16 protein-coding genes and 1 pseudogene are annotated in these 20,810 nt (G+C 68.2%); 3 read left to right on the top strand and 14 right to left on the bottom strand.

Annotated features, from left to right (window positions below):
• Nucleotides 1-347: 347 nt before the first annotated feature.
• From ABZ208_RS25600 to thyX, 3 genes are all read right to left on the bottom strand, one after another.
• A complete protein-coding gene (locus tag ABZ208_RS25600; RefSeq protein WP_356911804.1) occupies nt 348-2,033 on the bottom strand; it encodes a ribonuclease J in 1,686 nt (561 codons plus the stop codon).
• Between the two features lie 129 nt (nt 2,034-2,162).
• Complete coding sequence (dapA, locus tag ABZ208_RS25595; protein ID WP_356911803.1) at nt 2,163-3,062, bottom strand: 4-hydroxy-tetrahydrodipicolinate synthase; 900 nt, start codon at nt 3,060-3,062, stop codon at nt 2,163-2,165.
• Nucleotides 3,063-3,251: 189 nt separating this feature from the next.
• Nucleotides 3,252-3,989: an FAD-dependent thymidylate synthase gene (gene thyX / locus ABZ208_RS25590; protein ID WP_356911802.1), complete on the bottom strand. Its 738-nt coding sequence runs from the start codon at nt 3,987-3,989 to the stop codon at nt 3,252-3,254.
• 171 nt (nt 3,990-4,160) lie between these two features.
• On the opposite strand from thyX, the gene ABZ208_RS25585 reads away from it, so the two are divergent.
• Nucleotides 4,161-4,427 (top strand): hypothetical protein, encoded by a 267-nt coding sequence (locus ABZ208_RS25585; RefSeq protein ID WP_328395739.1) that lies wholly within the window; start codon nt 4,161-4,163, stop codon nt 4,425-4,427.
• A 93-nt stretch (nt 4,428-4,520) separates the two neighbouring features.
• Nucleotides 4,521-5,075 carry a hypothetical protein gene (locus ABZ208_RS25580; RefSeq protein WP_356911801.1) on the top strand — a complete coding sequence of 185 codons (555 nt, stop codon included), beginning with the start codon at nt 4,521-4,523 and terminating at the stop codon, nt 5,073-5,075.
• A gap of 24 nt (nt 5,076-5,099) precedes the next feature.
• Here ABZ208_RS25580 and ABZ208_RS25575 read toward each other — a convergent pair whose 3' ends face one another.
• From ABZ208_RS25575 to eccD, 6 genes are all read right to left on the bottom strand, one after another.
• Nucleotides 5,100-5,552, bottom strand: coding sequence for a tetratricopeptide repeat protein (locus ABZ208_RS25575; protein ID WP_356911800.1), 453 nt, complete (start codon nt 5,550-5,552; stop codon nt 5,100-5,102).
• A 14-nt stretch (nt 5,553-5,566) separates the two neighbouring features.
• Nucleotides 5,567-6,319, bottom strand: a complete 753-nt coding sequence (gene dapB, locus ABZ208_RS25570; RefSeq protein ID WP_356911799.1) for a 4-hydroxy-tetrahydrodipicolinate reductase — start codon at nt 6,317-6,319, stop codon at nt 5,567-5,569.
• Nucleotides 6,320-6,338: 19 nt separating this feature from the next.
• Nucleotides 6,339-7,718, bottom strand: coding sequence for a pitrilysin family protein (locus tag ABZ208_RS25565; protein WP_356911798.1), 1,380 nt, complete (start codon nt 7,716-7,718; stop codon nt 6,339-6,341).
• Nucleotides 7,715-9,937, bottom strand: coding sequence for a polyribonucleotide nucleotidyltransferase (locus tag ABZ208_RS25560; protein WP_356911797.1), 2,223 nt, complete (start codon nt 9,935-9,937; stop codon nt 7,715-7,717). The genes ABZ208_RS25565 and ABZ208_RS25560 overlap by 4 nt, the downstream gene beginning before the upstream one ends.
• A gap of 276 nt (nt 9,938-10,213) precedes the next feature.
• Nucleotides 10,214-10,504 (bottom strand): 30S ribosomal protein S15, encoded by a 291-nt coding sequence (gene rpsO / locus ABZ208_RS25555; protein ID WP_328395751.1) that lies wholly within the window; start codon nt 10,502-10,504, stop codon nt 10,214-10,216.
• 165 nt (nt 10,505-10,669) lie between these two features.
• Complete coding sequence (gene eccD, locus ABZ208_RS25550) at nt 10,670-12,175, bottom strand: type VII secretion integral membrane protein EccD (protein ID WP_356911796.1); 1,506 nt, start codon at nt 12,173-12,175, stop codon at nt 10,670-10,672.
• A 218-nt stretch (nt 12,176-12,393) separates the two neighbouring features.
• On the opposite strand from eccD, the gene eccCa reads away from it, so the two are divergent.
• Nucleotides 12,394-16,368 (top strand): type VII secretion protein EccCa, encoded by a 3,975-nt coding sequence (gene eccCa, locus ABZ208_RS25545; RefSeq protein WP_356911795.1) that lies wholly within the window; start codon nt 12,394-12,396, stop codon nt 16,366-16,368.
• A 321-nt stretch (nt 16,369-16,689) separates the two neighbouring features.
• Here eccCa and ABZ208_RS25540 read toward each other — a convergent pair whose 3' ends face one another.
• From ABZ208_RS25540 to ABZ208_RS25520, 5 genes and pseudogenes are all read right to left on the bottom strand, one after another.
• A complete protein-coding gene (locus tag ABZ208_RS25540; RefSeq protein ID WP_356911808.1) occupies nt 16,690-16,881 on the bottom strand; it encodes a hypothetical protein in 192 nt (63 codons plus the stop codon).
• 316 nt (nt 16,882-17,197) lie between these two features.
• A pseudogene (locus tag ABZ208_RS25535) lies at nt 17,198-17,851 on the bottom strand (serine/threonine-protein kinase); the annotation flags it as partial.
• 294 nt (nt 17,852-18,145) lie between these two features.
• Nucleotides 18,146-18,448 (bottom strand): WXG100 family type VII secretion target, encoded by a 303-nt coding sequence (locus ABZ208_RS25530; RefSeq protein WP_356911794.1) that lies wholly within the window; start codon nt 18,446-18,448, stop codon nt 18,146-18,148.
• Nucleotides 18,449-18,517: 69 nt separating this feature from the next.
• Nucleotides 18,518-18,856, bottom strand: coding sequence for a WXG100 family type VII secretion target (locus tag ABZ208_RS25525; protein ID WP_356911793.1), 339 nt, complete (start codon nt 18,854-18,856; stop codon nt 18,518-18,520).
• Nucleotides 18,857-18,972: 116 nt separating this feature from the next.
• Entirely contained in the window at nt 18,973-20,244 is a 1,272-nt protein-coding gene (locus ABZ208_RS25520) for a S8 family serine peptidase (protein WP_356911792.1), read from the bottom strand.
• Nucleotides 20,245-20,810: the final 566 nt, after the last annotated feature.

The raw sequence follows: 20,810 nt of genomic DNA, 5'->3' as shown, positions 1-20,810 counted from the left end.
TTGGCACGCTGTTGAGTTCTCAAGGAACGGACGCTTCCTTTGTACTCACCCTCTCGGGCTTTCCTCCGGGCGCTTCCCTTCGGTCTTGCGTTTCCAACCTTACCAGATCCTTTTTCCGTTCCGTTTCCGGTTCGGATTTCGTTTCCGGTGGCCGTTGGGGGCCTTTTGCCTTTCGGCTGGACCGACTTTATCAGAGATTCTGAGTCGGAATTCCCACCCGGTTCGGAGACCGTGAATCGAGCACACAAGTGCCCGCGTTCCGTTCGGGTGGAGACGTAAACGTACTGGAGCGGAGCGCCCCGATGCAAATCGGGGGCTCCGCTCCAGGATCGCCGTCGTCGCGAGCGTCAGACCTCGACGACGACGGGGAGGATCATCGGGCGCCGGCGATAGGTGTCGGAGACCCACTTGCCGACCGAACGGCGGATCAGCTGCTGCAGCTGGTGGGGCTCGGACACGCCGTCCGCAGCGGACTTGTGGATGGCTTCCTCGATCTTCGGGATCACCACGTCGAACGCGGAGTCCTCGATGCCGGAGCCCCGTGCGTGGATGTTCGCTCCGCCGACGATCTTGCCGGTCGCGGAGTCGACCACCACGAACACCGAGATGATGCCCTCGTCCCCGAGGATGCGACGGTCCTTGAGGGAGGCCTCGGTGACATCGCCGACCGAGAGGCCGTCGACGTACACGTAGCCGGCCTGGACCTTGCCCACGATCCTGGCCTTGCCGTCGACGAGGTCGACGACCACTCCGTCCTCGGCGATGACGATGTGGTCCTTGGGAACACCGGTCAGCGCACCGAGCTCGGCGTTGGCGCGCAGATGGCGCCACTCGCCGTGGACCGGCATCAGGTTCTTCGGCTTGCAGATGTTGTAGAAGTACAGCAGCTCGCCGGCCGACGCATGGCCCGAGACATGGACCTTGGCGTTGCCCTTGTGGATGACGTTCGCACCCCAGCGGGTCAGGCCGTTGATCACGCGGTAGACCGCGTTCTCGTTGCCCGGGATCAGGGACGACGCCAGGATCACCGTGTCGCCCTGGACGATACGGATCTGGTGGTCGCGGTTGGCCATCCGGGACAGAGCCGCCATGGGCTCGCCCTGCGAGCCCGTGCAGACGAGCACGACCTCATGGTCGGGAAGGTCGTCCAGCGTCTTGACGTCCACGACCAGGCCGGCCGGGACCTTCAGGTAGCCGAGGTCGCGCGCGATGCCCATGTTCCGGACCATCGAACGGCCGACGAAGGCCACACGACGGCCGTACTCGTGCGCGGCGTCGAGGATCTGCTGGATGCGGTGGACGTGGCTGGCGAAGCTGGCCACGATGATGCGCTTCTGGGCGTTCGCGAAGACGGTCCGCAGGACATTGGAGATGTCCTTCTCCGGCGGAACGAAGCCCGGGACCTCGGCGTTCGTCGAGTCGGACAGGAGGAGGTCGATGCCCTCCTCACTGAGCCGCGCGAACGCGTGCAGGTCGGTGAGGCGCCCGTCCATCGGGAGCTGGTCCATCTTGAAGTCGCCCGTGTGGACGACCATGCCCGCGGGGGTGCGGATGGCGACGGCCAGGGCGTCGGGGATGGAGTGGTTGACGGCGATGAACTCGCAGTCGAAGGCGCCGATGCGCTCGCGCTGCCCCTCGCTCACCTCGAGGGTGTACGGGCGGATGCGGTGCTCCTGGAGCTTGGCCTCGATCAGCGCGAGGGTCAGCTTGGAGCCGATGAGCGGGATGTCCGGCTTCAGCCGGAGCAGGAAGGGGACGCCGCCGATGTGGTCCTCGTGGCCGTGCGTGAGCACGATGCCCTCGACGTCGTCGAGGCGGTCCCGGATGGTGGTGAAGTCGGGCAGGATCAGGTCGATTCCTGGCTGCTCCTCCTCCGGGAAGAGGACGCCGCAGTCGACGATGAGCAGTCGGCCGTCGTATTCGAAGACCGTCATGTTGCGGCCGATTTCCCCGAGGCCGCCGAGCGGGGTGACGCGCAGGCCGCCCTTGGGCAGTTTGGGGGGCGCGCCGAGTTCGGGATGCGGATGACTCAAAAGACTCTCCTCACCACGTACGCCACGTGCCGCTCAGGCACGTGGCGTACATGACATTCGTGCACTTGCTGTTGTCTGTGGCCGACCACGCCGGTCGGCATTCCTCGGATATTCAGTTATGAAGTCTGTTCAGAGCTGTACCCCGCCGGCCGCCAGGTCGATCTTGAGCTGGGCGGTTTCCTCCGGGGAGAGCTCCACCAGGGGCAGGCGCAGCGGACCGGCGGGCAGGCCCTGCAGGGCCAGCGCGGCCTTGGTGGTGATGACCCCCTGGGTGCGGAACATCCCGGTGAAGACGGGGAGCAGCTTCTGGTGGATCTCGGTCGCCTTCTGGACGTCACCGTTGAGGTGGGCGTCGAGAAGGGCCCGCAGCTCCGGGGTGACGACATGGCCGACGACAGAGACGAAGCCGACCGCGCCGACGGAGAGCAGCGGGAGGTTGAGCATGTCGTCGCCGGAGTACCAGGCGAGGCCGCTGCGGGCGATGGCCCAGCTGGCGCGGCCCAGGTCGCCCTTGGCGTCCTTGTTGGCGACGATCCGCGGGTGGTCGGCGAGGCGGACGATCGTCTCGGTGTCGATCGGGACGCCGCTGCGGCCGGGGATGTCGTACAGCATCACCGGGAGCTCGGTGGCGTCCGCGATGGCCGAGAAGTGACGGAGCAGGCCCTCCTGCGGGGGCTTGTTGTAGTACGGCGTCACAGCGAGCAGGCCGTGTGCGCCGGCGCGTTCCGCGGCGCGTGCGAGCTCGATGCTGTGACGGGTGTCGTTCGTGCCGATGCCGGCGACGACATGGGCCCGGTCTCCGACCGCTTCCAGTACCGCCCGTACGAGCTGGTCCTTCTCCACGTCGCTGGTGGTGGGCGACTCGCCGGTGGTGCCGTTGATGATCAGGCCGTCGTTGCCTGCGTCGACCAGATGCGCGGCCAGTCGCTGGGCGCCCGCGAGGTCGAGTCCGCCGTCCGCCGTGAAAGGCGTGACCATGGCGGTGAGGACCCTCCCGAAGGGGGTCTGCGGAGTGGAGATCGGAGCCATGGGTAACACGCTACTCGCTGCTCAGTCCGCGGTGTCCCCTCGGGGGACGTGACGTACAACGTGGCATGTGGAGCCCGGCACTGCCTGCTCGGGGGTTCAAGCAGTGCCGGGTCCGTTTGATCAGCCTAGATGAACTTCTCGAAACGCCGCAATACGGACACTTCTCGGGGCTGATCGGACATCTGTGCCCTACGGGGCGACGCGACCGTTGGCGTTGAAGGCTGCGTAGGTGAGCGGCATGAGCTTTGCCCACTGCTGCTCCATCCTCTCGCCGACCATCTCGATCTCACGCTGCGGGTAGGAAGGGACCCTGGCATCCTCGTGCTGCGTCCGCAGGCCGAGGAAGTGCATCAGCGAGCGGGCGTTGCAGGTCGCGTACATGGAGGAGTAGAGGCCGACCGGGAGGACCGAGCGGGCCACCTCGCGGGCCACGCCCGCGTCGAGCATCTCCTGGTAGGCCTCGTACGCCTGACGGTACGAGTCCTGCATGACGCGGCCGGTGAGCTCCTGCTGCGCCTGGGTGCCCTCCACGAAGACGTACTTCCCCGGGCGGCCCTCCTGGACGAGCTTGCGCTCGGCGTCCGGGATGTAGAAGACCGGCTCCAGCCGGCGGTAGCGGCCGGACTCCTCGTTGTACGACCAGCCGACGCGGTGCCGCATGAACTCACGGAAGACGAAGATCGGGGCGCTGATGAAGAAGGTCATCGAATTGTGCTCGAACGGGCTGCCGTGGCGGTCGCGCATCAGGTAATTGATGAGGCCCTTGGAGCGCTCCGGGTCCTTCGAGAGCTCTTCGAGCGACTGCTCACCTGCCGTGGACACACGGGCGGCCCACAGCACGTCGGAGTCTCCCGCGGTGTGCTTCACCAGCTCGACGGTGACATCGCTGCGGAAGCTCGGCTTGATCTCGGTGGGGGTGTCGAGCACCAGGGGTCCTTCCAAGTGAACGCTGCGGCGGCGCCCACTCTATCGACGTACCCGTTCCAGGGGTCCCTGCCCCCCTCTGAGTAAATCTGTGGAATTCCGGCACCAAGCGGCGGTTCTGCTCGTCTGTACCAGTAGCAACGTCCCGTCACAGAATGGCAAGGAGAATCCCTGATGTTCCTCCCCCAGCAGCCGCTGGGCCGTGCCCCCGGGCGCGAGACCGTTCCGTTCGCATTCGTCGCCGAGGCCGACCGCTTCCGCAGCAACGTCACTCCCCCGCCCCGTGAACGGCCGACCCTGTCCGCTCTCGCGGGCCGTACGCTGATCGGGCTGACCGTCGTAGCGGGGCTGGTCGGCTCTCTCCTGTTCGGGCTCCCCGCTCTGGAGACCGGCAAGGCGACCGGGCAGGTGCAGCAGTCCGAGGCGTCGGATGGCCGCTGAGCCGTCCGGGCCCTGGGGTGGTCGCACCACATCCTCCTCGGTAGCCTCACCGGTCACAGCCCAATCGAGTGTGCTGGTGAGTGAGGATCAGTCGTGCCCCTGCCTTTTCTGACGGCCGACCGTGCTTTCGGCGCTGCCGACGGTTCCGACGACGTTGCACTGCCCTTCGACGACCACGACCAGTGGCGGCGGCCCTACCGTCCCGGCCCGTGGCGGGTCGGGACGGCGGCGCTGCTGCTGCTGCTCGCCTCCTTCGTGCTGCTCGCCGCGATGATCATCGCCTTCGCCGGTGCTCTGCCCGGTGCGGCGGTGTGTCTGCTGATCGGTGTCATGGTGATCGCCACCGCGCTGCGGCTGCTCCGCATGGGTACCTGGGTCAGCCGGAACGGAGTGCGCAGGGTGGCGTTCTTCTCCACCACCACGCTGTCGTGGGACCGCGCTTCGGCGCTGCGTACGGTGCAGCAGCCGGTGCGCTGGCTGGGGCTGCCGCGGACCGTGCAGGGACAGGCACTCGTCGTCGTACATCCGAACGACGAGCCGCTCCTGCTGCTCACCGACCACGACGCCGACTTCCTGTCCCGGCCCGAGGCCTTCGAGCGCGCCACCGACACCGTGGAGGCCTGGGGCGACGAGTACCGGCGCGGCTAGGTCCTCTCGTCCGGGCTGGCCGGATCAGCTCGGCAGCGGCCTGCCGTCGTGCAGGGCGATCGCGCGCTGCATCGCCCTGCGCGCGCGTGGGGTGTCACGCGCATCGTGGTAGGCGACGGCCAGCCGGAACCAGCAGCGCCAGTCGTCCGGTGAATCCTCGGTCTCGGCACGGCGCTTGGCGAACACCTCGTCCGCCGAGTCCCGGTCGATACGCCCGCCGGGCGTACGGACCAGCTCGTCCACGGGCAGCCCGCCCTCGGCGTCCAGTTCGGTGGCGAGGGCGTTGGCCTTCCTGACGAACTCGGTGTTCTTCCACAGGAACCAGACGCCGATCACCGGCAGGATCAGCACCGCGGCGCCGAAGGTGACGGTCAGCGCGGTGCCTTGCTGGAGCAGCATCACACCGCGGCTGCCGACCAGGACGAAGTAGACGACCAGGACGGCCGCCGTGACGAAGTACGAGATCTTTGCGCGCATGGTTGAGGTCCTGCTCAGCCCAGGTCGAGGAAATTTTCCAGGCCGAACGTGAGGCCGGGAGCGGACACCACGCGGCGCACGCCGAGCAGGATGCCGGGCATGAAGCTGCTGTGGTGCAGAGAGTCGTGCCTGATGGTCAGGGTCTCGCCCTCGCCGCCGAGCAGGACCTCCTGATGGGCCAGGAGGCCGCGCAGCCGCACCGCGTGCACCGGGACGCCGTCGACGTCCGCGCCGCGTGCGCCGTCCAGGGCGGAGACGGTGGCGTCGGGCTGCGGCGCGCAGCCGGCCTCTGCACGGGCAGCGGCGATGAGCTGAGCGGTGCGGGTCGCGGTGCCGCTCGGGGCATCGGCCTTGTTCGGGTGGTGCAGTTCGACGACCTCGACGGACTCGAAGTAACGCGCAGCCTGCTGAGCGAACTTCATGGTGAGTACGGCGCCGATGGAGAAGTTCGGTGCGATGAGCACCCCGGTCCCGGGCGAGGCGGTGAGCGAGGCACGGAGCTGCGCGAGGCGTTCGTCGGTCCAGCCCGTGGTGCCGACGACCGCGTGCATCCCGTGGCGTACGCAGAAGTCGAGGTTGCCCATCACCGACGCCGGGACGGTCAGCTCGACGACGACCTGGGCACCGGACTCCACGAGGGTCTCCAGCTTGTCGCCCCGGCCGAGGGCAGCGACCAGCTCCATGTCGTCGGCGGCCTCGACGGCCCGTACGGCCTCGGAGCCGATTCGGCCCTGGGCACCCAGAACGGCCACGCGCAGCTTGCTCATTGCACTTCCTTCTTACGGGTTAGGAGACCGCTTCGTGGAGGCGGTCCGCCTGCTTGTCCTTGAGCGGGCCGATCACCGACAGCGACGGGCGCTGTCCCAGTACGTCGCGGGCCACCGCGCGTACCTCGTCGGGGGTGACCGCGGATATGCGGGCGAGCATCTCGTCGACCGACATCTGCGAGCCCCAGCACAGTTCGCTCTTGCCGATGCGGTTCATCAGCGCGCCCGTGTCCTCCAGGCCCAGCACGGTGGAGCCGGAGAGCTGGCCGACGGCGCGGCTGATCTCGTCGTCCGCGAGGCCCTCGGAGGCGACCCGGTCGAGCTCGTCGCGGCAGATCTTGAGGACGTCGTGGACCTGGCTCGGGCGGCAGCCCGCGTAGACGCCGAACAGGCCGGTGTCGGCGAAGCCCGAGGTGTACGAGTACACGCTGTAGGCGAGACCGCGCTTCTCCCGGACCTCCTGGAACAGCCGCGAGGACATACCGCCGCCGAGCGCGGTGTTCAGCACGCCGAGCGCCCAGCGGCGCTCGTCGGTGCGGGCGAGGCCCGGCATGCCGAGCACGACGTGTGCCTGCTCGGTCTTGCGGCTTTGCAGGTCGACGCGGGCGGCGGTGCGCAGGGCGCGGTGTCCGTCCCGGGGCGGGGTGGGGACCGCGTCCGTACGGGACAGGGCGCCGGCCTGCTCGAAGGCGCGGCGGACCTGTCGTACGACCGTCTGGTGGTCGATGTTGCCCGCTGCTGCGACGACGAGGTGGGTCGGGTCGTAGTGCTTCTTGTAGAAGCGGCGGATACGGTCCGCGCCGAGGGCGTTGACCGTGTCGACGGTGCCGAGGACCGGACGGCCCAGGGGGGTGTCGCCGAACATGGTGTGCGCGAACAGGTCGTGCACGGTGTCGCCCGGGTCGTCCTCGGTCATCGCGATCTCTTCGAGAATCACGCCCCGCTCGGCGTCGACGTCCTCCTGCAGGATCAGCGAGCCGGTGAGCATGTCGCAGACCACGTCGATGGCGAGCGGCAGATCGGTGTCGAGCACCCGTGCGTAGTAGCAGGTGTACTCCTTCGCCGTGAAAGCGTTCATCTCGCCGCCGACCGCGTCGATCGCGGACGAGATGTCGAGGGCGGAGCGCTTGTGCGTGCCCTTGAACAGGAGGTGCTCGAGGTAGTGCGTGGCGCCGCCGAGTGAGGGCGTCTCGTCGCGTGAGCCGACGTTGGCCCAGATCCCGAAGGTGGCGGAGCGCACGGAGGGCAGGGTCTCGGTGACGATACGCAGTCCGCCGGGAAGCGTCGTGCGACGGACCGTACCGATGCCGTCCTTGCCGGGGAGAAGTGTTTGGGTACGGGCGACGGCCCGCGCCTCCGAGGAGGTGCGGGCCGTCGTCCTGGAACTACGGGACGTCACTTGGCAGCGTCGTCCTTCGTCTCGGCGTCCGAGCTCTCTTCGCCCTCGATCACGGGGATCAGGGAGAGCTTGCCGCGGGAGTCGATCTCGGCGATCTCGACCTGGACCTTGGAGCCCACGGCGACGACGTCCTCGACGTTCTCCACGCGCTTGCCGCCGGCAAGCTTGCGGATCTGCGAGATGTGCAGCAGGCCGTCCTTGCCCGGGAGCAGGGACACGAACGCACCGAACGTGGTCGTCTTGACGACCGTGCCCAGGTAGCGCTCGCCGACCTCCGGCATGGTCGGGTTGGCGATGCCGTTGATCGTGGCGCGGGCGGCCTCGGCGGCCGGGCCGTCGGCGGCACCGATGTAGATGGTGCCGTCGTCCTCGATCGTGATGTCGGCGCCGGTGTCCTCCTGGATCTGGTTGATCATCTTGCCCTTGGGGCCGATGACCTCACCGATCTTGTCCACCGGGATCTTGACCGTGATGATCCGCGGGGCGTTCGGGGACATCTCGTCCGGGACGTCGATGGCCTCGTTCATCACGTCGAGGATGTGGAGGCGGGCGTCGCGGGCCTGCTTCAGCGCGGCGGCCAGGACCGAGGCGGGGATGCCGTCGAGCTTGGTGTCGAGCTGGAGCGCGGTGACGAAGGTCTTCGTACCGGCGACCTTGAAGTCCATGTCACCGAAGGCGTCCTCCGCACCGAGGATGTCGGTGAGGGCTACGTAGTGCGTCTCGCCGTCGATCTCCTGGGAGATCAGACCCATGGCGATACCGGCGACGGGGGCCTTGAGCGGCACACCGGCGTTCAGCAGCGACATGGTGGAGGCGCAGACCGAGCCCATGGACGTCGAGCCGTTGGAGCCCAGCGCCTCGGAGACCTGGCGGATCGCGTACGGGAACTCCTCGCGCGACGGCAGCACCGGCACGATGGCGCGCTCGGCGAGCGCACCGTGGCCGATCTCGCGGCGCTTGGGCGAGCCCACGCGGCCGGTCTCACCGACGGAGTACGGCGGGAAGTTGTAGTTGTGCATGTAGCGCTTGCGGGTCACCGGGGAAAGGGTGTCCAGCTGCTGCTCCATACGGAGCATGTTGAGGGTGGTGACGCCCAGGATCTGGGTCTCGCCACGCTCGAACAGCGCCGAGCCGTGCACGCGCGGGATGGCCTCGACCTCGGCGGCGAGCGTACGGATGTCCGTGACGCCACGGCCGTCGATGCGGACCTTCTCCTTGATGACGCGCTCGCGGACCAGCTTCTTGGTCAGCGCGCGGTAGGCACCGGAGATCTCCTTCTCGCGGCCCTCGAACTGCGGGAGCAGCTTCTCGGCGGCGATCTCCTTGATGCGGTCGAGCTCGGCCTCGCGCTCCTGCTTGCCGGCAATGGTCAGCGCCTGGGCGAGCTCACCCTTGACAGCGGCCGTCAGCGCCTCCAGGACGTCGTCCTGGTAGTCGAGGAAGACCGGGAAGTCGCCGGTCGGCTTGGCAGCCTTCGCGGCGAGGTCCGACTGCGCCTTGCACAGGACCTTGATGAAGGGCTTGGCGGCCTCGAGACCTGCGGCGACGACCTCCTCGGTCGGCGCCTCGGCGCCGCCCTTGACAAGCTCGATCGTCTTCTCGGTGGCCTCGGCCTCGACCATCATGATCGCGACGTCGCCGTCCTCCAGGACGCGACCGGCGACCACCATGTCGAAGACGGCGTCCTCGAGCTCGGTGTGCGTCGGGAAGGCGACCCACTGGCCCTTGATCAGGGCGACACGGGTGCCGCCGATCGGGCCGGAGAAGGGCAGGCCGGCCAGCTGCGTGGAGCAGGAGGCGGCGTTGATCGCGACCACGTCGTACAGGTGGTCGGGGTTGAGCGCCATGATCGTCTCGACGATCTGGATCTCATTGCGCAGGCCCTTCCTGAAGGACGGGCGCAGCGGGCGGTCGATCAGGCGGCAGGTGAGGATCGCGTCCTCGGAGGGCCGGCCCTCACGACGGAAGAAGGAGCCGGGGATCTTGCCGGCTGCGTACATCCGCTCCTCGACGTCCACCGTCAGGGGGAAGAAGTCGAGCTGGTCCTTCGGCTTCTTGGAAGCCGTGGTGGCCGACAGCACCATGGTGTCGTCGTCCAGGTACGCCACGGCGGAGCCGGCGGCCTGCTTGGCCAGGCGGCCCGTCTCGAAGCGGATGGTGCGGGTGCCGAAAGTGCCGTTGTCAATGACGGCCTCGGCGTAGTGGGTCTCGTTCTCCACTAGCGGTTTCTCCTACGTTTCGTCTTTTCGTCCGTACACCCGTGTGGTGGAGGACGATGATGGAGAAGCGCGCCTGGGGTGCGGGCCGGTCTTCGATCGAAGCACCCGGATGTTGTGGTGTCCGGGGGCCACTACCGAGGACCGGCGGCGAGGAGGCGGCTTCTCGCTCGATGGATGTGGCGTTGTGTGACCAGACTAATTGGCGTCCGGCACATCGCGCACGTACAGCAAAGGGAGCGGCCCCCTAAGAGTGGGAACCGCTCCCTCCACGGCGTCTTACTTGGCACCGCCGGCCGCGCCACGGCGGATGCCGAGGCGGTCGACCAGCGTACGGAAGCGCTGGATGTCCTTCTTGGCCAGGTACTGCAGCAGGCGGCGGCGCTGGCCGACCAGGATCAGCAGACCACGACGGGAGTGGTGGTCGTGCTTGTGGGTCTTGAGGTGCTCGGTCAGGTCCGAGATACGGCGGGAGAGCATCGCGACCTGGACCTCGGGGGAGCCGGTGTCGCCCTCCTTGGTGCCGAACTCGGCGATGAGCTGCTTCTTCGTGGCGGCGTCGAGAGACACTCGGTACTCCTCATGGTGTTCGTGCGCCCACGAGTGCCCCTGGTCTTTGTCTCAGGGGAGCTTCCGTGACTCGGAGGCGAAGGTCCGATGAGCGCTGCACTCCAGAATCTTCGGGACTCCGGGTATCGCGTACACAAACGGCCGTCACACAGCGTACCAGCCGGTTCAGGACGTCAGCGCCCGGATCGAGTGGTAGACGTCGAACACGGCGAGACACAGGGGGATGAGCGTCAGCAGCACGAACACCTCGGCGATCTCCAGGAAGCGCCCCCAGAACGGCGTGACACCCTTGCGCGGCACGATCAGCCCGATGGCGATGATCAGCGCGGCGATTCCGGCGACAGCGGCGGCCAGCCAGATCGTACGGATGTCGAGAGCCGCGCTGTCGCCCCTCAGGGCGTCGCGCATCAGGGCCGCCGGAGGGTTCAGGCACAGCCCCAGCCCGAGCAGCGCGAGGGAGCCGAGACCCGCCGCGAGGGCGCAGCCGACCTGGGCCGTGTAGCGGAAGAGGTGGGCGCGCATCAGCATGGCGACGCCGGTGGCGAGAGCGAGCAGCTGACCCCACACGTTGTCCGAGAATCCGAGCACCGCCGAGGATCCGACGGCGACGAGGGCGCAGCCGCCGACGAGGCCCACCAGCAGCTCGTGGCCGCGCCGTGCCTGGGCGGCGATGCGCTCGCCGTCGACGGGCCCCTGGGGCTCGGGGTCGGCCCCGTAGTCACCGACGGAGGTCCGGGGCGGCTCGAAGCCGATGGGGAGGCGGGCGAAACGCGTGGAGAGGCCGGGCAGGAAGGCGAGGGCGCCCACGGCGAGCGGCGAGCACGCCGCGGCGGTCTCGGTCGGCTCCAGCTCGGTCAGGATGGCGACGAAGGTCACCAGGAGGCCGATGCCGGCAGCGAAGACGAACGCCACGAAGGGGCCGTCCCCGGCCGGCGCGACGATCATGAGGATCACGGCCACGACGAGGACGGCGGCGCAGGCGAGCAGGAACTGCAGCCTGCCGATGCCCTGCCCCTCCGCCGGCGCCAGAAGACCGGCGCCGGCCACAGCGGCATTGGCCATGGCACCGACACCCAGAGCGACGGCCGAGCCGCGGTCGTCGTACACCCGCGCGCGCACGCCGGCCAGCGCGAGCAGCAGGACACCGGTGACGGCCGCCAGGATGCCCGGCAGGCCGTGCATGTCGTGCCGTGGGTCGGCGCTCCACAGGACGAAGGCGACCAGTACCAGCAGGACCGAACCGCCGAAGAGCCCGGCGCCCCGCATCAGGCTGTCGGTCCACAGCGTGCGGTCGCGGGCGACCGCGGAGGCTACGGCATCGGAGACATCGTCGAAGACCGCCGGCGGCAGCGACTCGGCGAAGGGCCGCAGGGAGAGCAGTTCGCCGTCGAGGATCCGCTGGGCGGCGAGCGAACGGGCGCCGTCGAGCACGGTGCCGTCGCGGCGCACCAGGTGGTAGCCGACGGGAGCGCCCGGCGCCGGGCTCTGTCCGGACAGGCGCAGGAGCTCCGGGTAGAGGTCCGCGACGGGGATGTCCTCGGGCAGTGCCACGTCGACGCGCCCGTCCGGCGCGACGACCGTGACCCGGCAGAAGCCGGTGCCGCCGCTGGACGGAGTCGCGGGAGCCGGCTGGCCGGCTCCGGCGGGCGCGGCTGGGGCCGTCATACTCACCTGCTGCTTCCCCTCGTGAATCTCTCGGATCGTTGGACTCGCGTTGCGCTCCGAATGACCCTTTTTTTGCGGTAGTTCACGGGTGCGCAAACACGTCGCGCCACCCTACCGCCCACCCGTTACCTCGTACGCCAGTAGGATCCCTCACCGCGGATGGAACCCGTCGCCACGGGGGCGCCGATAGGAACATTTCCATCCGGCAAGGGAATTGGTGAGCTGTGAGTCAGATCGTCGTCAAGCGCCCACCACGGGCCCTGCCGTCCGAAGTACCCAGCGAGCAGGTGCAGGTGCAACCCCCGCCCGAACTGCCCAGAGGGCAGCAGGAGGGTGCACTCATGCAGTTGCTGCCGATGCTGGGTATGGGCGGTTCCGTCGTCTTCTTCTTCATGACTCCGAATCCCATCATGCGGATCATGGGCATGGTGATGATCGCGTCCACGGTCGGCATGGCCATCGCCATGCTCGTGCGCTACCGGCGCGGCACCCAGGGGCAGCTGGCAGATCTGCGGCGCGACTACCTGAAGTACCTGACGCAGACCAGGCGCAGCGTGCTGCGCACCGCCAGCCTCCAGCGGGATGCGCAGTTCTATCTCCACCCCTCCCCCGAGCAGCTGTGGGCGCTGGTCGCCGAGGGCAGCCGGGTGTGGGAACGCCGTGTCGGCGATCCCGACTTCGCACAGGTACGCATCGGACTGGGAAGCCAGCAGTTGGCCACCCCCCTCATCGCCCCCGACACCGCCCCCGTCGATGACCTCGAGCCGCTCACGGCCGGAGCGATGCAGCAGTTCCTCACGGCGCACGGCACTCTTGACGGCCTGCCCATGGCCGTATCGCTGCGCGCCTTCTACCACTTGACGGTGAGCGGTGAGCCGGAGTCCGTCCGGTCGGCGGCCCGTGCGATGGTCGGGTCGCTCGTCTCTCTGCATTCCCCCGAGGACCTGGTCATCGCCATCGCCGCCGGGTCGGAAGCGGCTGCGCAGTGGGAGTGGGCGAAGTGGCTCCCGCACGTCCAGGCCCCGGGTGCCGGCGACGGCGCGGGCAGCCGGCGGATGATCACCACCGATGCGCGGGACCTGCAGGACATGCTCGCAGGGCGCCTCGACGGACGCCCGCGCTTCCAGGGCGGCAATCACCCGCTCCTGGACCAGCCGCACATCGTCGTCGTGCTCGACGGACAGTCGATTCCCGCCATGTCCGGGCTCGCGGCGGCAGAGGGTCTGCAGGGTGTGACCATCATCGAGGTCGTACCGGGCGAAATGACCGGCGCTCGCGGCGGGTTGTCGGTGGTCGTGCACCGTGATTCGCTGCAGCTGGAGTCGGGACACGGCCTGGTGTACGACGGAGCGCCCGACCGGCTGAGTCTCGAAGCCGCCGAGGCGCTCGCACGCCAACTCGCGCCCCTTCGGGTCGCATCGGGCTCGGACGACGACGAACCGCTGCTCGCCAACCTCGACTTCACCGACCTTCTGAACCTCGGTGACGCGGCGTCCGTCGATGTGAGCCGTACCTGGCGCCCCCGTTCCCAGTCGGAGCGGCTGCGCGTACCGATCGGCGTGGGCGAGGACGGCGCGCCCGTGATGCTCGATCTCAAGGAAGCGGCTCAGGAGGGCATGGGCCCGCACGGCCTGTGCGTGGGTGCCACCGGCTCCGGCAAGTCCGAGCTGCTGCGCACGCTCGTGCTGGGCCTTGCCGTCACACACTCCTCGGAGACGCTCAACTTCGTCCTCGCGGACTTCAAGGGTGGCGCCACCTTCGCCGGTATGTCCCAGATGCCTCACGTCGCGGCGGTGATCACCAACCTGGCGGACGATCTGACCCTGGTGGACCGCATGGGCGACTCCATCCGCGGCGAGCTGAACCGCCGCCAGGAGATGCTGCGTGACGCCGGCAACTACGCCAACATCCACGACTACGAGAAGGCGCGCGCCGCCGGCGCCCCGCTGCAGCCCATCCCGTCGCTCGTTCTGGTCATCGACGAGTTCAGCGAACTCCTCACCGCCATGCCGGACTTCATCGAGATGTTCGTGCAGATCGGACGTATCGGACGTTCGCTGGGCGTCCATCTGCTGCTGGCGTCCCAGCGGCTGGAGGAGGGCCGTCTGCGGGGACTCGAGACGTACCTGTCGTACCGGATCGGTCTGCGCACCTTCTCCGCGGCCGAGTCGCGTGCGGCGATCGGCGTGCCCGATGCCTACCAGCTGCCCAATGTGCCCGGTTCCGGGTACCTGAAGTTCGGTACGGACGAGATGGTGCGCTTCAAGGCGGCGTACGTCTCCGGGGTGTACCGCGACCACCAGCACACGGCCGTGGCCGGTGGTCCGCTTCCGGTGGACCGCAGGCCGGTGCCGTTCACCGCGGCACCCGTCCCGGTCCGCTATATCGAGCCCACCTCCCAGACACGGGTGCCGGACGCACGGACGGCGGAGGACGACGCGCTCGCGGACTCCGTACTCGATGTGATCGTGCGGCGGCTCGAGGGCCGGGGCGCGGAGGCGCATCAGGTGTGGCTGCCGCCCCTGGACAACCCGCCGCCGCTGGACGCCCTCCTGCCCGGCCTTGCCGGTGTGGAGGGCCGCGGTCTGACGCAGCCCGGGTACGAGGGCGCCGGCCGGCTCGTCGTACCGCTGGGTGTGGTCGACAAGCCGTACGAGCAGCGCCGCGACACCCTTTACCGGGACTTCTCCGGCGCGGCCGGCCACATGCAGATCGTGGGCGGTCCGCAGTCGGGCAAGTCGACCCTGCTGAGGACGATCGTCTCGGCCTTCGCGCTGACGCACACTCCGCAGGAAGTGCAGTTCTACGGCCTCGACTTCGGCGGTGGCGGCTTGTCGTCCGTCGCCGGCCTGCCGCACGTGGGTGGCGTCGCATCGCGCCTCGACCCCGAGAAGGTACGGCGCACGGTGGCCGAGGTGTACGGCATCCTGGCGCGGCGCGAGGAGTTCTTCCGCAGCTCGGGCGTCGATTCGATCGCCACGTACCGCAGGCTGCGGGCGCGCGGCGAGATCTCCGCCACGGAGCAGCCGTGGGGTGACGTCTTCCTGGTCATCGACGGCTGGGGCAACTTCCGCACCGACTACGAAGGCCTGGAGCCTGCCGTCGTGGACATCGCGGCGCGCGGACTGGGCTACGGCATCCACGTGATCCTCACGGCGTCGCGTTCGATGGAGGTCCGCTCCAACCTCAAGGACCACCTGATGAACCGGCTCGAGCTGCGTCTGGGCGACACCATGGACTCGGAGGTTGACCGCAAGGTCGCCGTCAACGTCCCGACGGGTGTGCCGGGACGCGGTATCACGCCGGAGAAGCTCCACTTCATGGGCGCTGTGCCGCGCATCGACGGCATCAACTCCGACAGCGACCTGTCCGAGGCCACGGCCGCGATGGCGCAGGAGGTCTCACGGCACTGGACCGCGCCGGGCGCCCCGTCGGTGCGGCTGCTGCCGCGCGAACTGCCGGTGCAGGACCTTCCGGCGGGCTTCGCGGAGCCGAAGCGCGGTGTGGCCTTCGCCATCGACGAGAACAGCCTGGAACCGGTCTTCGTCAACTTCGACCGCGACCCGTTCTTCCTGGTGTTCGGTGAGAGCGAGTCCGGCAAGTCCAACCTCCTGCGGCTGCTCATCAAGCAGGTGACGGAGAGGTACGACGGTGACCAGGCCAAGTTCTTCGTGATCGACAACCGGCGCGCGCTGCTGGACGTCACCCCGCCCACGCACCTGGCGGAGTACGTCCCCATGTCCAACAACATGGACCACCACGTGGACGCGCTGGCCGACCTGATGCAGCGCCGTACACCGTCGGCCGACGTCACGGCCCAGCAGCTGCGGGACCGCAGCTGGTGGCGTGGCCCCTCCGTGTACGTCGTGGTCGACGACTACGACCTGGTGTCCACATCGAGCGGCAATCCGCTGGCCAAGCTCACGGAACACCTGCCGTTCGCGCGCGATGTGGGCGTGCGTTTCATCATCGCCCGCAGCGCGGCGGGGGCGAGCCGGTCCTCCTACGAACCGTTCATGCAGCGGATGATGGAGCTCGGCGCCCAGGGTGTGCTGCTCTCCGGCGATCCGCAGGAGGGCGATGTCCTCGGCGGCGCCCGGATGCGGCCGATGCCGGCCGGACGGGGCATCTTCGTCTCGCGTCAGCGCGGGAACCCGTTGGTACAGACCGGTCTCATGCCGCCGGACGTCCAGGGCTGAGGGGCATCGGCGTGGCCGAGCAGTTGACCGGATGCGTCCGGGCGGTTGGTGGTCACTGATGTGACGTGGGAGCGGATCGAGCCGAGGTTACCGGCCGATCCGGTTCGGCCGGCGGTGGTGGTGGGACCCATGCCGCCGGCATGTGGAAAGGGGCGCACTCTGCCGGGTGCGCCCCTTTTCCGTGCGCTGGGGCGCCTTTTCCATGCGCTGGGGGCGCTTTGTGGCGGCTGAGCACGAAGCACGCCACCGGCTGACGGCGGGCGTCAGGACCCGCCTTGCACGTGCGACGGTCATCAAGGGGCGTCGGCTCACTGTGGGTTACTACGCTCCCGGCAGCGGAACACGGACCTCCGCGGCAAGTATCTCCGCGGACTGGCGGGCGATCGCCGCCACCACCCGGCCGGGCAGCCAGCCGGGCGTCAGCAACGATGTTGTGGAGTCCAGGACCGTACCCATGGATGCCGGCGCGGACGCGGCGAGTTCGTGCAGGACTTCGGCGGCAATGGGCGTCATCGTCCGCCCCCTTCCTGCCCATCCACATCCACGCTCCTGCTCCTGCTCCTGCCGCGGCCACGCCCATCACAGAACCACCAGCCAGTGAGAGCAACTTGCGGCGGGAAATGCGGCTCGGGACGGTGGAGGGATCCTGGGATTCCGGCGGTGCCTGGAGGCGGTACGGCTGGTACTGCCACACCTCCGACGCGCGGCGGGCGATGTCCGCGAGAATCACGTCCGGAAGGTGGTCAGCGAACTCACCTTGGCCGTGGTGCAGTTGAGCGATCAGATCCGACGTCGTAGGCCGCCGGCCGGCCTCCTTGGACAGGCAGTGGTACAGGATCGGGGCGAGTAGGTCGGGAACGCCGGTCAGGTCGGGGTCCGCGTAGCGAACGCGGTAGAGCAGGTCTGCTGCCTGACCGCTGCCGAAGGGGCCCCGGCCGGTGGCAGCGTAGGTGAGCACGCCGGCGAGGGCGAAGACGTCACCCGCCGGGGTGTGTTCCTGTCCGGTGGCCTGTTCAGGGGACATGAAGGCGGGAGTGCCCGCGGCGGCACCTGTGCGGGTCAGGCGGTCGTCGCCGGCTGCGCGGGCGATGCCGAAGTCGATGATCTTGGGGCCGTATGCCGTGACCATGACGTTTGAGGGCTTCAGGTCACGGTGGACGACGTCCGAGGCATGGAGTTGGGCCAGCGCTCCGGCGAGGGCTGCGCCCAGGGCACGGACCGAGGACTCGGGCAGCGGTCCGGAGAGGGCGACGGCCTCGTCGAGGGGCGGGCCGAGGACGTACTCGGTGGCCAGCCAGGGAGTTTCGGCCAGTGAGTCGGCATCGACGACCATTGCACCGTGGTGACGGCCGATAACTCGGGCCGCGTCCGTCTCCAGTCGGAAACGGGCACGCGAGGCAGGGTCTGAGGCGATGCCCGCATGCATGGTCTTCAGCGCGACGGTGCGGCCTCCGGCCGAGCGAGCCAGGTAGACGGTGCCCATACCGCCGCTGCCGAGCCGGGCAAGGAGGCGGTACGCGCCGATGGCGACCGGGTCGTCGTGAGTGAGGGGCGAGAGCATGGTCAGGTCCTGGTCGTGGCCGGCTGGAAGAAGGGGATCCGCGCGGACAGGAACTACGCGGACGGGCGTGCGGGGCGGCGACTGGGAGGATCGCGACGGCCACGGCTGGGCAAGAGCAGCGGCATGCTGAGCCCGGCACGACCGTACTTCGGGCATGGGAAGGGGTGGGCACCCCTCGCGCGTGCCCACCCCGGACGGCTGCGAACAGCCCCAGTCCTACTGGAAGTAGCTGGCAGCCTTCTTGTCGCCACCCATGTAGTCACCGCCGGCGCGGGCAACGACCTGGGTGATGGACACGAGAGCCTTGTGGATGATCTCGGCCTCCTTGTCCCACTGCGCCGCCTTCCGGGTGTAGGCCTCGTGCGCGTCACCCTCCCACCCGGCGGCCACGGTGGCCACGGCCTTCTTGATGTCGGCGAGGTCCTCTTCGAGCTTCTTGGCCTGGTTGCCGAGCACTGTGGCGGTCGCGTCGAGCGCGCCATACTTGACGACGAGCTCATCCGGTGAACCCAAAGCCATGATTCCCCCAACTCCTTGATGGTTGTGTTTCAGTGATTACTTGCTGAGGTCGAGCGGGCCCTCATTGGGCTACAGGCCGCGGATGCTCGACTGCGGGGCGCCGTCGTTGACGTCGATGGACTGCACTGCCGCACGGATTTCGTCTTCCGTGCCATCCTTGATCTTGCGCGTCAGAGTCATCGACTCAACGTATTCGGCAAGGAGGTTGCCGATGCGCACCATCGAGTTGTTGATCTCATACTGCTTCTTGTCGAAGGCCCCGGCGCCGATGCCCTTCCACTGGCCTTCGAGGCTGTCGATCGTGCCCTGAATCTGGTGGAGCTGCCCCTTGATCGAGGTGAACTTCAGAAGAATGTGCTCCTGAAGCTTGGCCACTTGCTCATCTGATAGGCGCTGGCCCTGTGACATGGCTGGGTTTCCCTTCTGATGTGTCGTTGGAACTTGCCGGCCTGCGCTTCACCGGGTGGTGATAGGCAGAGGTTTCGGGGTGGCGGTGGCTTGAGGTCACCAGAGGCCGGTGGCGGTCACGCGCTGCGACGCTTGCGCACAACGGCGAAGGCTCCGCCTCCGATCACCACCGCGGCGGCGATGGCACCGAGCACCAGTCCCAGCTGACCGCTGCCGTCCGAGGACTCCGAACTGGAGCCTTTCACGGCGGCGTTGGATCCGGGCTTGGGCTTGGGGGGTTGTGACGAGGCTGGTGCAGAGGGCTTGGGAGAAGCGGATGAATCGGAGGAGTCGCCGACCCTCTCGTTCGTGAGCGGATTGACATTCGGGTCTCCGGGCTTTCCGAGACCGCGGTTGATGTGGGCGCCGGGACGGACCACTCCGTAGCCGTAGTACTCGCTGAGGCCCTTCTTGTTGCCGTCCCCACCCCGGCCGGCGCTCTCCAGCATCACGCGCAGCACCTGGTTGCCGGTCCACTCGGGGTGAGCAGACCAGATGAGGGCGGCGGAGGCGGAGGCGAGGGCGGTCGCGTTGCTGGTGCCACCGGCATCGCAGTAGCTCTTGAACGATGCGTTGCACCAACCGGGGATGTCGCTACCCGGGGCAGCGAGGTCCACGTACTTGTTGTGCTGGGAGTAGGGGGCGATCTGTCCATCGGATCCACCAGCGGCAACAGAAATGGCTTCCGGATAACTGGCCGGGTACTGCGGTTTGTTTCCCTCTTCAGCACCGTTACCGGCACCCGCGAAGAGCAACTTTCCCTTCGCCTGCGCATACTTAACCGCGTCACGAACTTGGGAGCTGTAGAAGTCGTTACTCATCGACACATTGATGATCTGCGCATCGCTGTCGGCTGCAGCCTTGATGGCCTGCTCCACGTCGAAAGCATTGACACGCATCTTGTTCTGCCGGTCCGTGTCGTTGACCCTCATGGGGATGACTTTGGCGCCTGGTGCGAGGCCCTGCAGTCCACCGCCTGCCCCCGTGCCGACGATAAGCTCCGCCATTGTCGTTCCATGACCGCTGTAGTCATCGGTTTCGTCACCTGGCGTACCGGTTAGGTCTGCACCCTTCAGGACCTGGTTCTTCAAAGACGCAATGTTCGGATTGACGCCGCTGTCGATGATGGCGACCTTGATGCCCTTGCCAGTGGTGCTCTTCCAGATCTTCTCGGCATCCATGGCCTCGAGGTACCACTGCTTCGATTGTGCTTCATCAGCAGCGGCTTCAGGAGCATGCCCGACCACGCCTGCGGTCAGTGCCGTGACCATGACCACGGCACTGAACACACGCGTCACAACAGCACGTGGCTCCCCGTGCTTTCGATTCCAGGCCATCGCTACCGTCATCCTGACTTCCGAACCTTCCAGTGCTTAGTCGATCACCGGCGGCACAGCGCCGCGCCGACGGGCTGCCCACGTTTCTTCGTCTTCTGTCAGGTGGTCCGGACGCGTCGAACCGCCGTCCTGGTCCTCGTCCTCGGGCCGGCGCTGGCTGGGACGACCTGAACCTGCCGCTGGCCGCGATCCCGTTGCGTTGCTACGCGGAGTACCAACCACCCCGTTCGTGCTGGGTGTTCCACGACCGGTGGGCCGCGCTCCGTTCGTGGCATTGGTGCCGATCACACCTGCTTGGCCGGGCCGGGCAGTCGACGCACGGCCGGTGACTGCTCCTTCTCCGCCGATGACCGTCCCCCGCGGAATGCGCGCCCCTGCGGAGCCGCCGGTCGTACGTTGCGGGGTACCTCCCACAATCCCGTCCGCACGGGCCGCACGATGCCCGGCGGAACCGCCGGAACGACCCGCATTGGGCTGACCTGTGGCGGTCGGCCTGCCCGCGACGGGCGTCTGACCAGCGGCACCGACAGGCCCGGGGCGCCCGGAAACGCCTGGACCGGTGCCGGTGGCTCCCGGGC

It is taken from the genome of Streptomyces sp. NPDC006208, assembly GCF_040613775.1.
GTDB lineage: Bacteria > Actinomycetota > Actinomycetes > Streptomycetales > Streptomycetaceae > Streptomyces.
This window is presented reverse-complemented; position numbering and strand designations above follow the sequence as displayed.

What these genes read in the sequence shown, in the direction of transcription:
- ABZ208_RS25525 (WP_356911793.1), bottom strand. Translation starts at nt 18,856, where the DNA reads ATGTCACAGGGCCAGCGCCTATCAGATGAGCAAGTGGCCAAGCTTCAG.
- ABZ208_RS25530 (WP_356911794.1), bottom strand. Translation starts at nt 18,448, where the DNA reads ATGGCTTTGGGTTCACCGGATGAGCTCGTCGTCAAGTATGGCGCGCTC.
- dapA (WP_356911803.1), bottom strand. Translation starts at nt 3,062, where the DNA reads ATGGCTCCGATCTCCACTCCGCAGACCCCCTTCGGGAGGGTCCTCACC.
- ABZ208_RS25575 (WP_356911800.1), bottom strand. Translation starts at nt 5,552, where the DNA reads ATGCGCGCAAAGATCTCGTACTTCGTCACGGCGGCCGTCCTGGTCGTC.
- ABZ208_RS25540 (WP_356911808.1), bottom strand. Translation starts at nt 16,881, where the DNA reads ATGACGCCCATTGCCGCCGAAGTCCTGCACGAACTCGCCGCGTCCGCG.
- dapB (WP_356911799.1), bottom strand. Translation starts at nt 6,319, where the DNA reads ATGAGCAAGCTGCGCGTGGCCGTTCTGGGTGCCCAGGGCCGAATCGGC.
- ABZ208_RS25520 (WP_356911792.1), bottom strand. Translation starts at nt 20,244, where the DNA reads ATGACGGTAGCGATGGCCTGGAATCGAAAGCACGGGGAGCCACGTGCT.
- ABZ208_RS25585 (WP_328395739.1), top strand. Translation starts at nt 4,161, where the DNA reads ATGTTCCTCCCCCAGCAGCCGCTGGGCCGTGCCCCCGGGCGCGAGACC.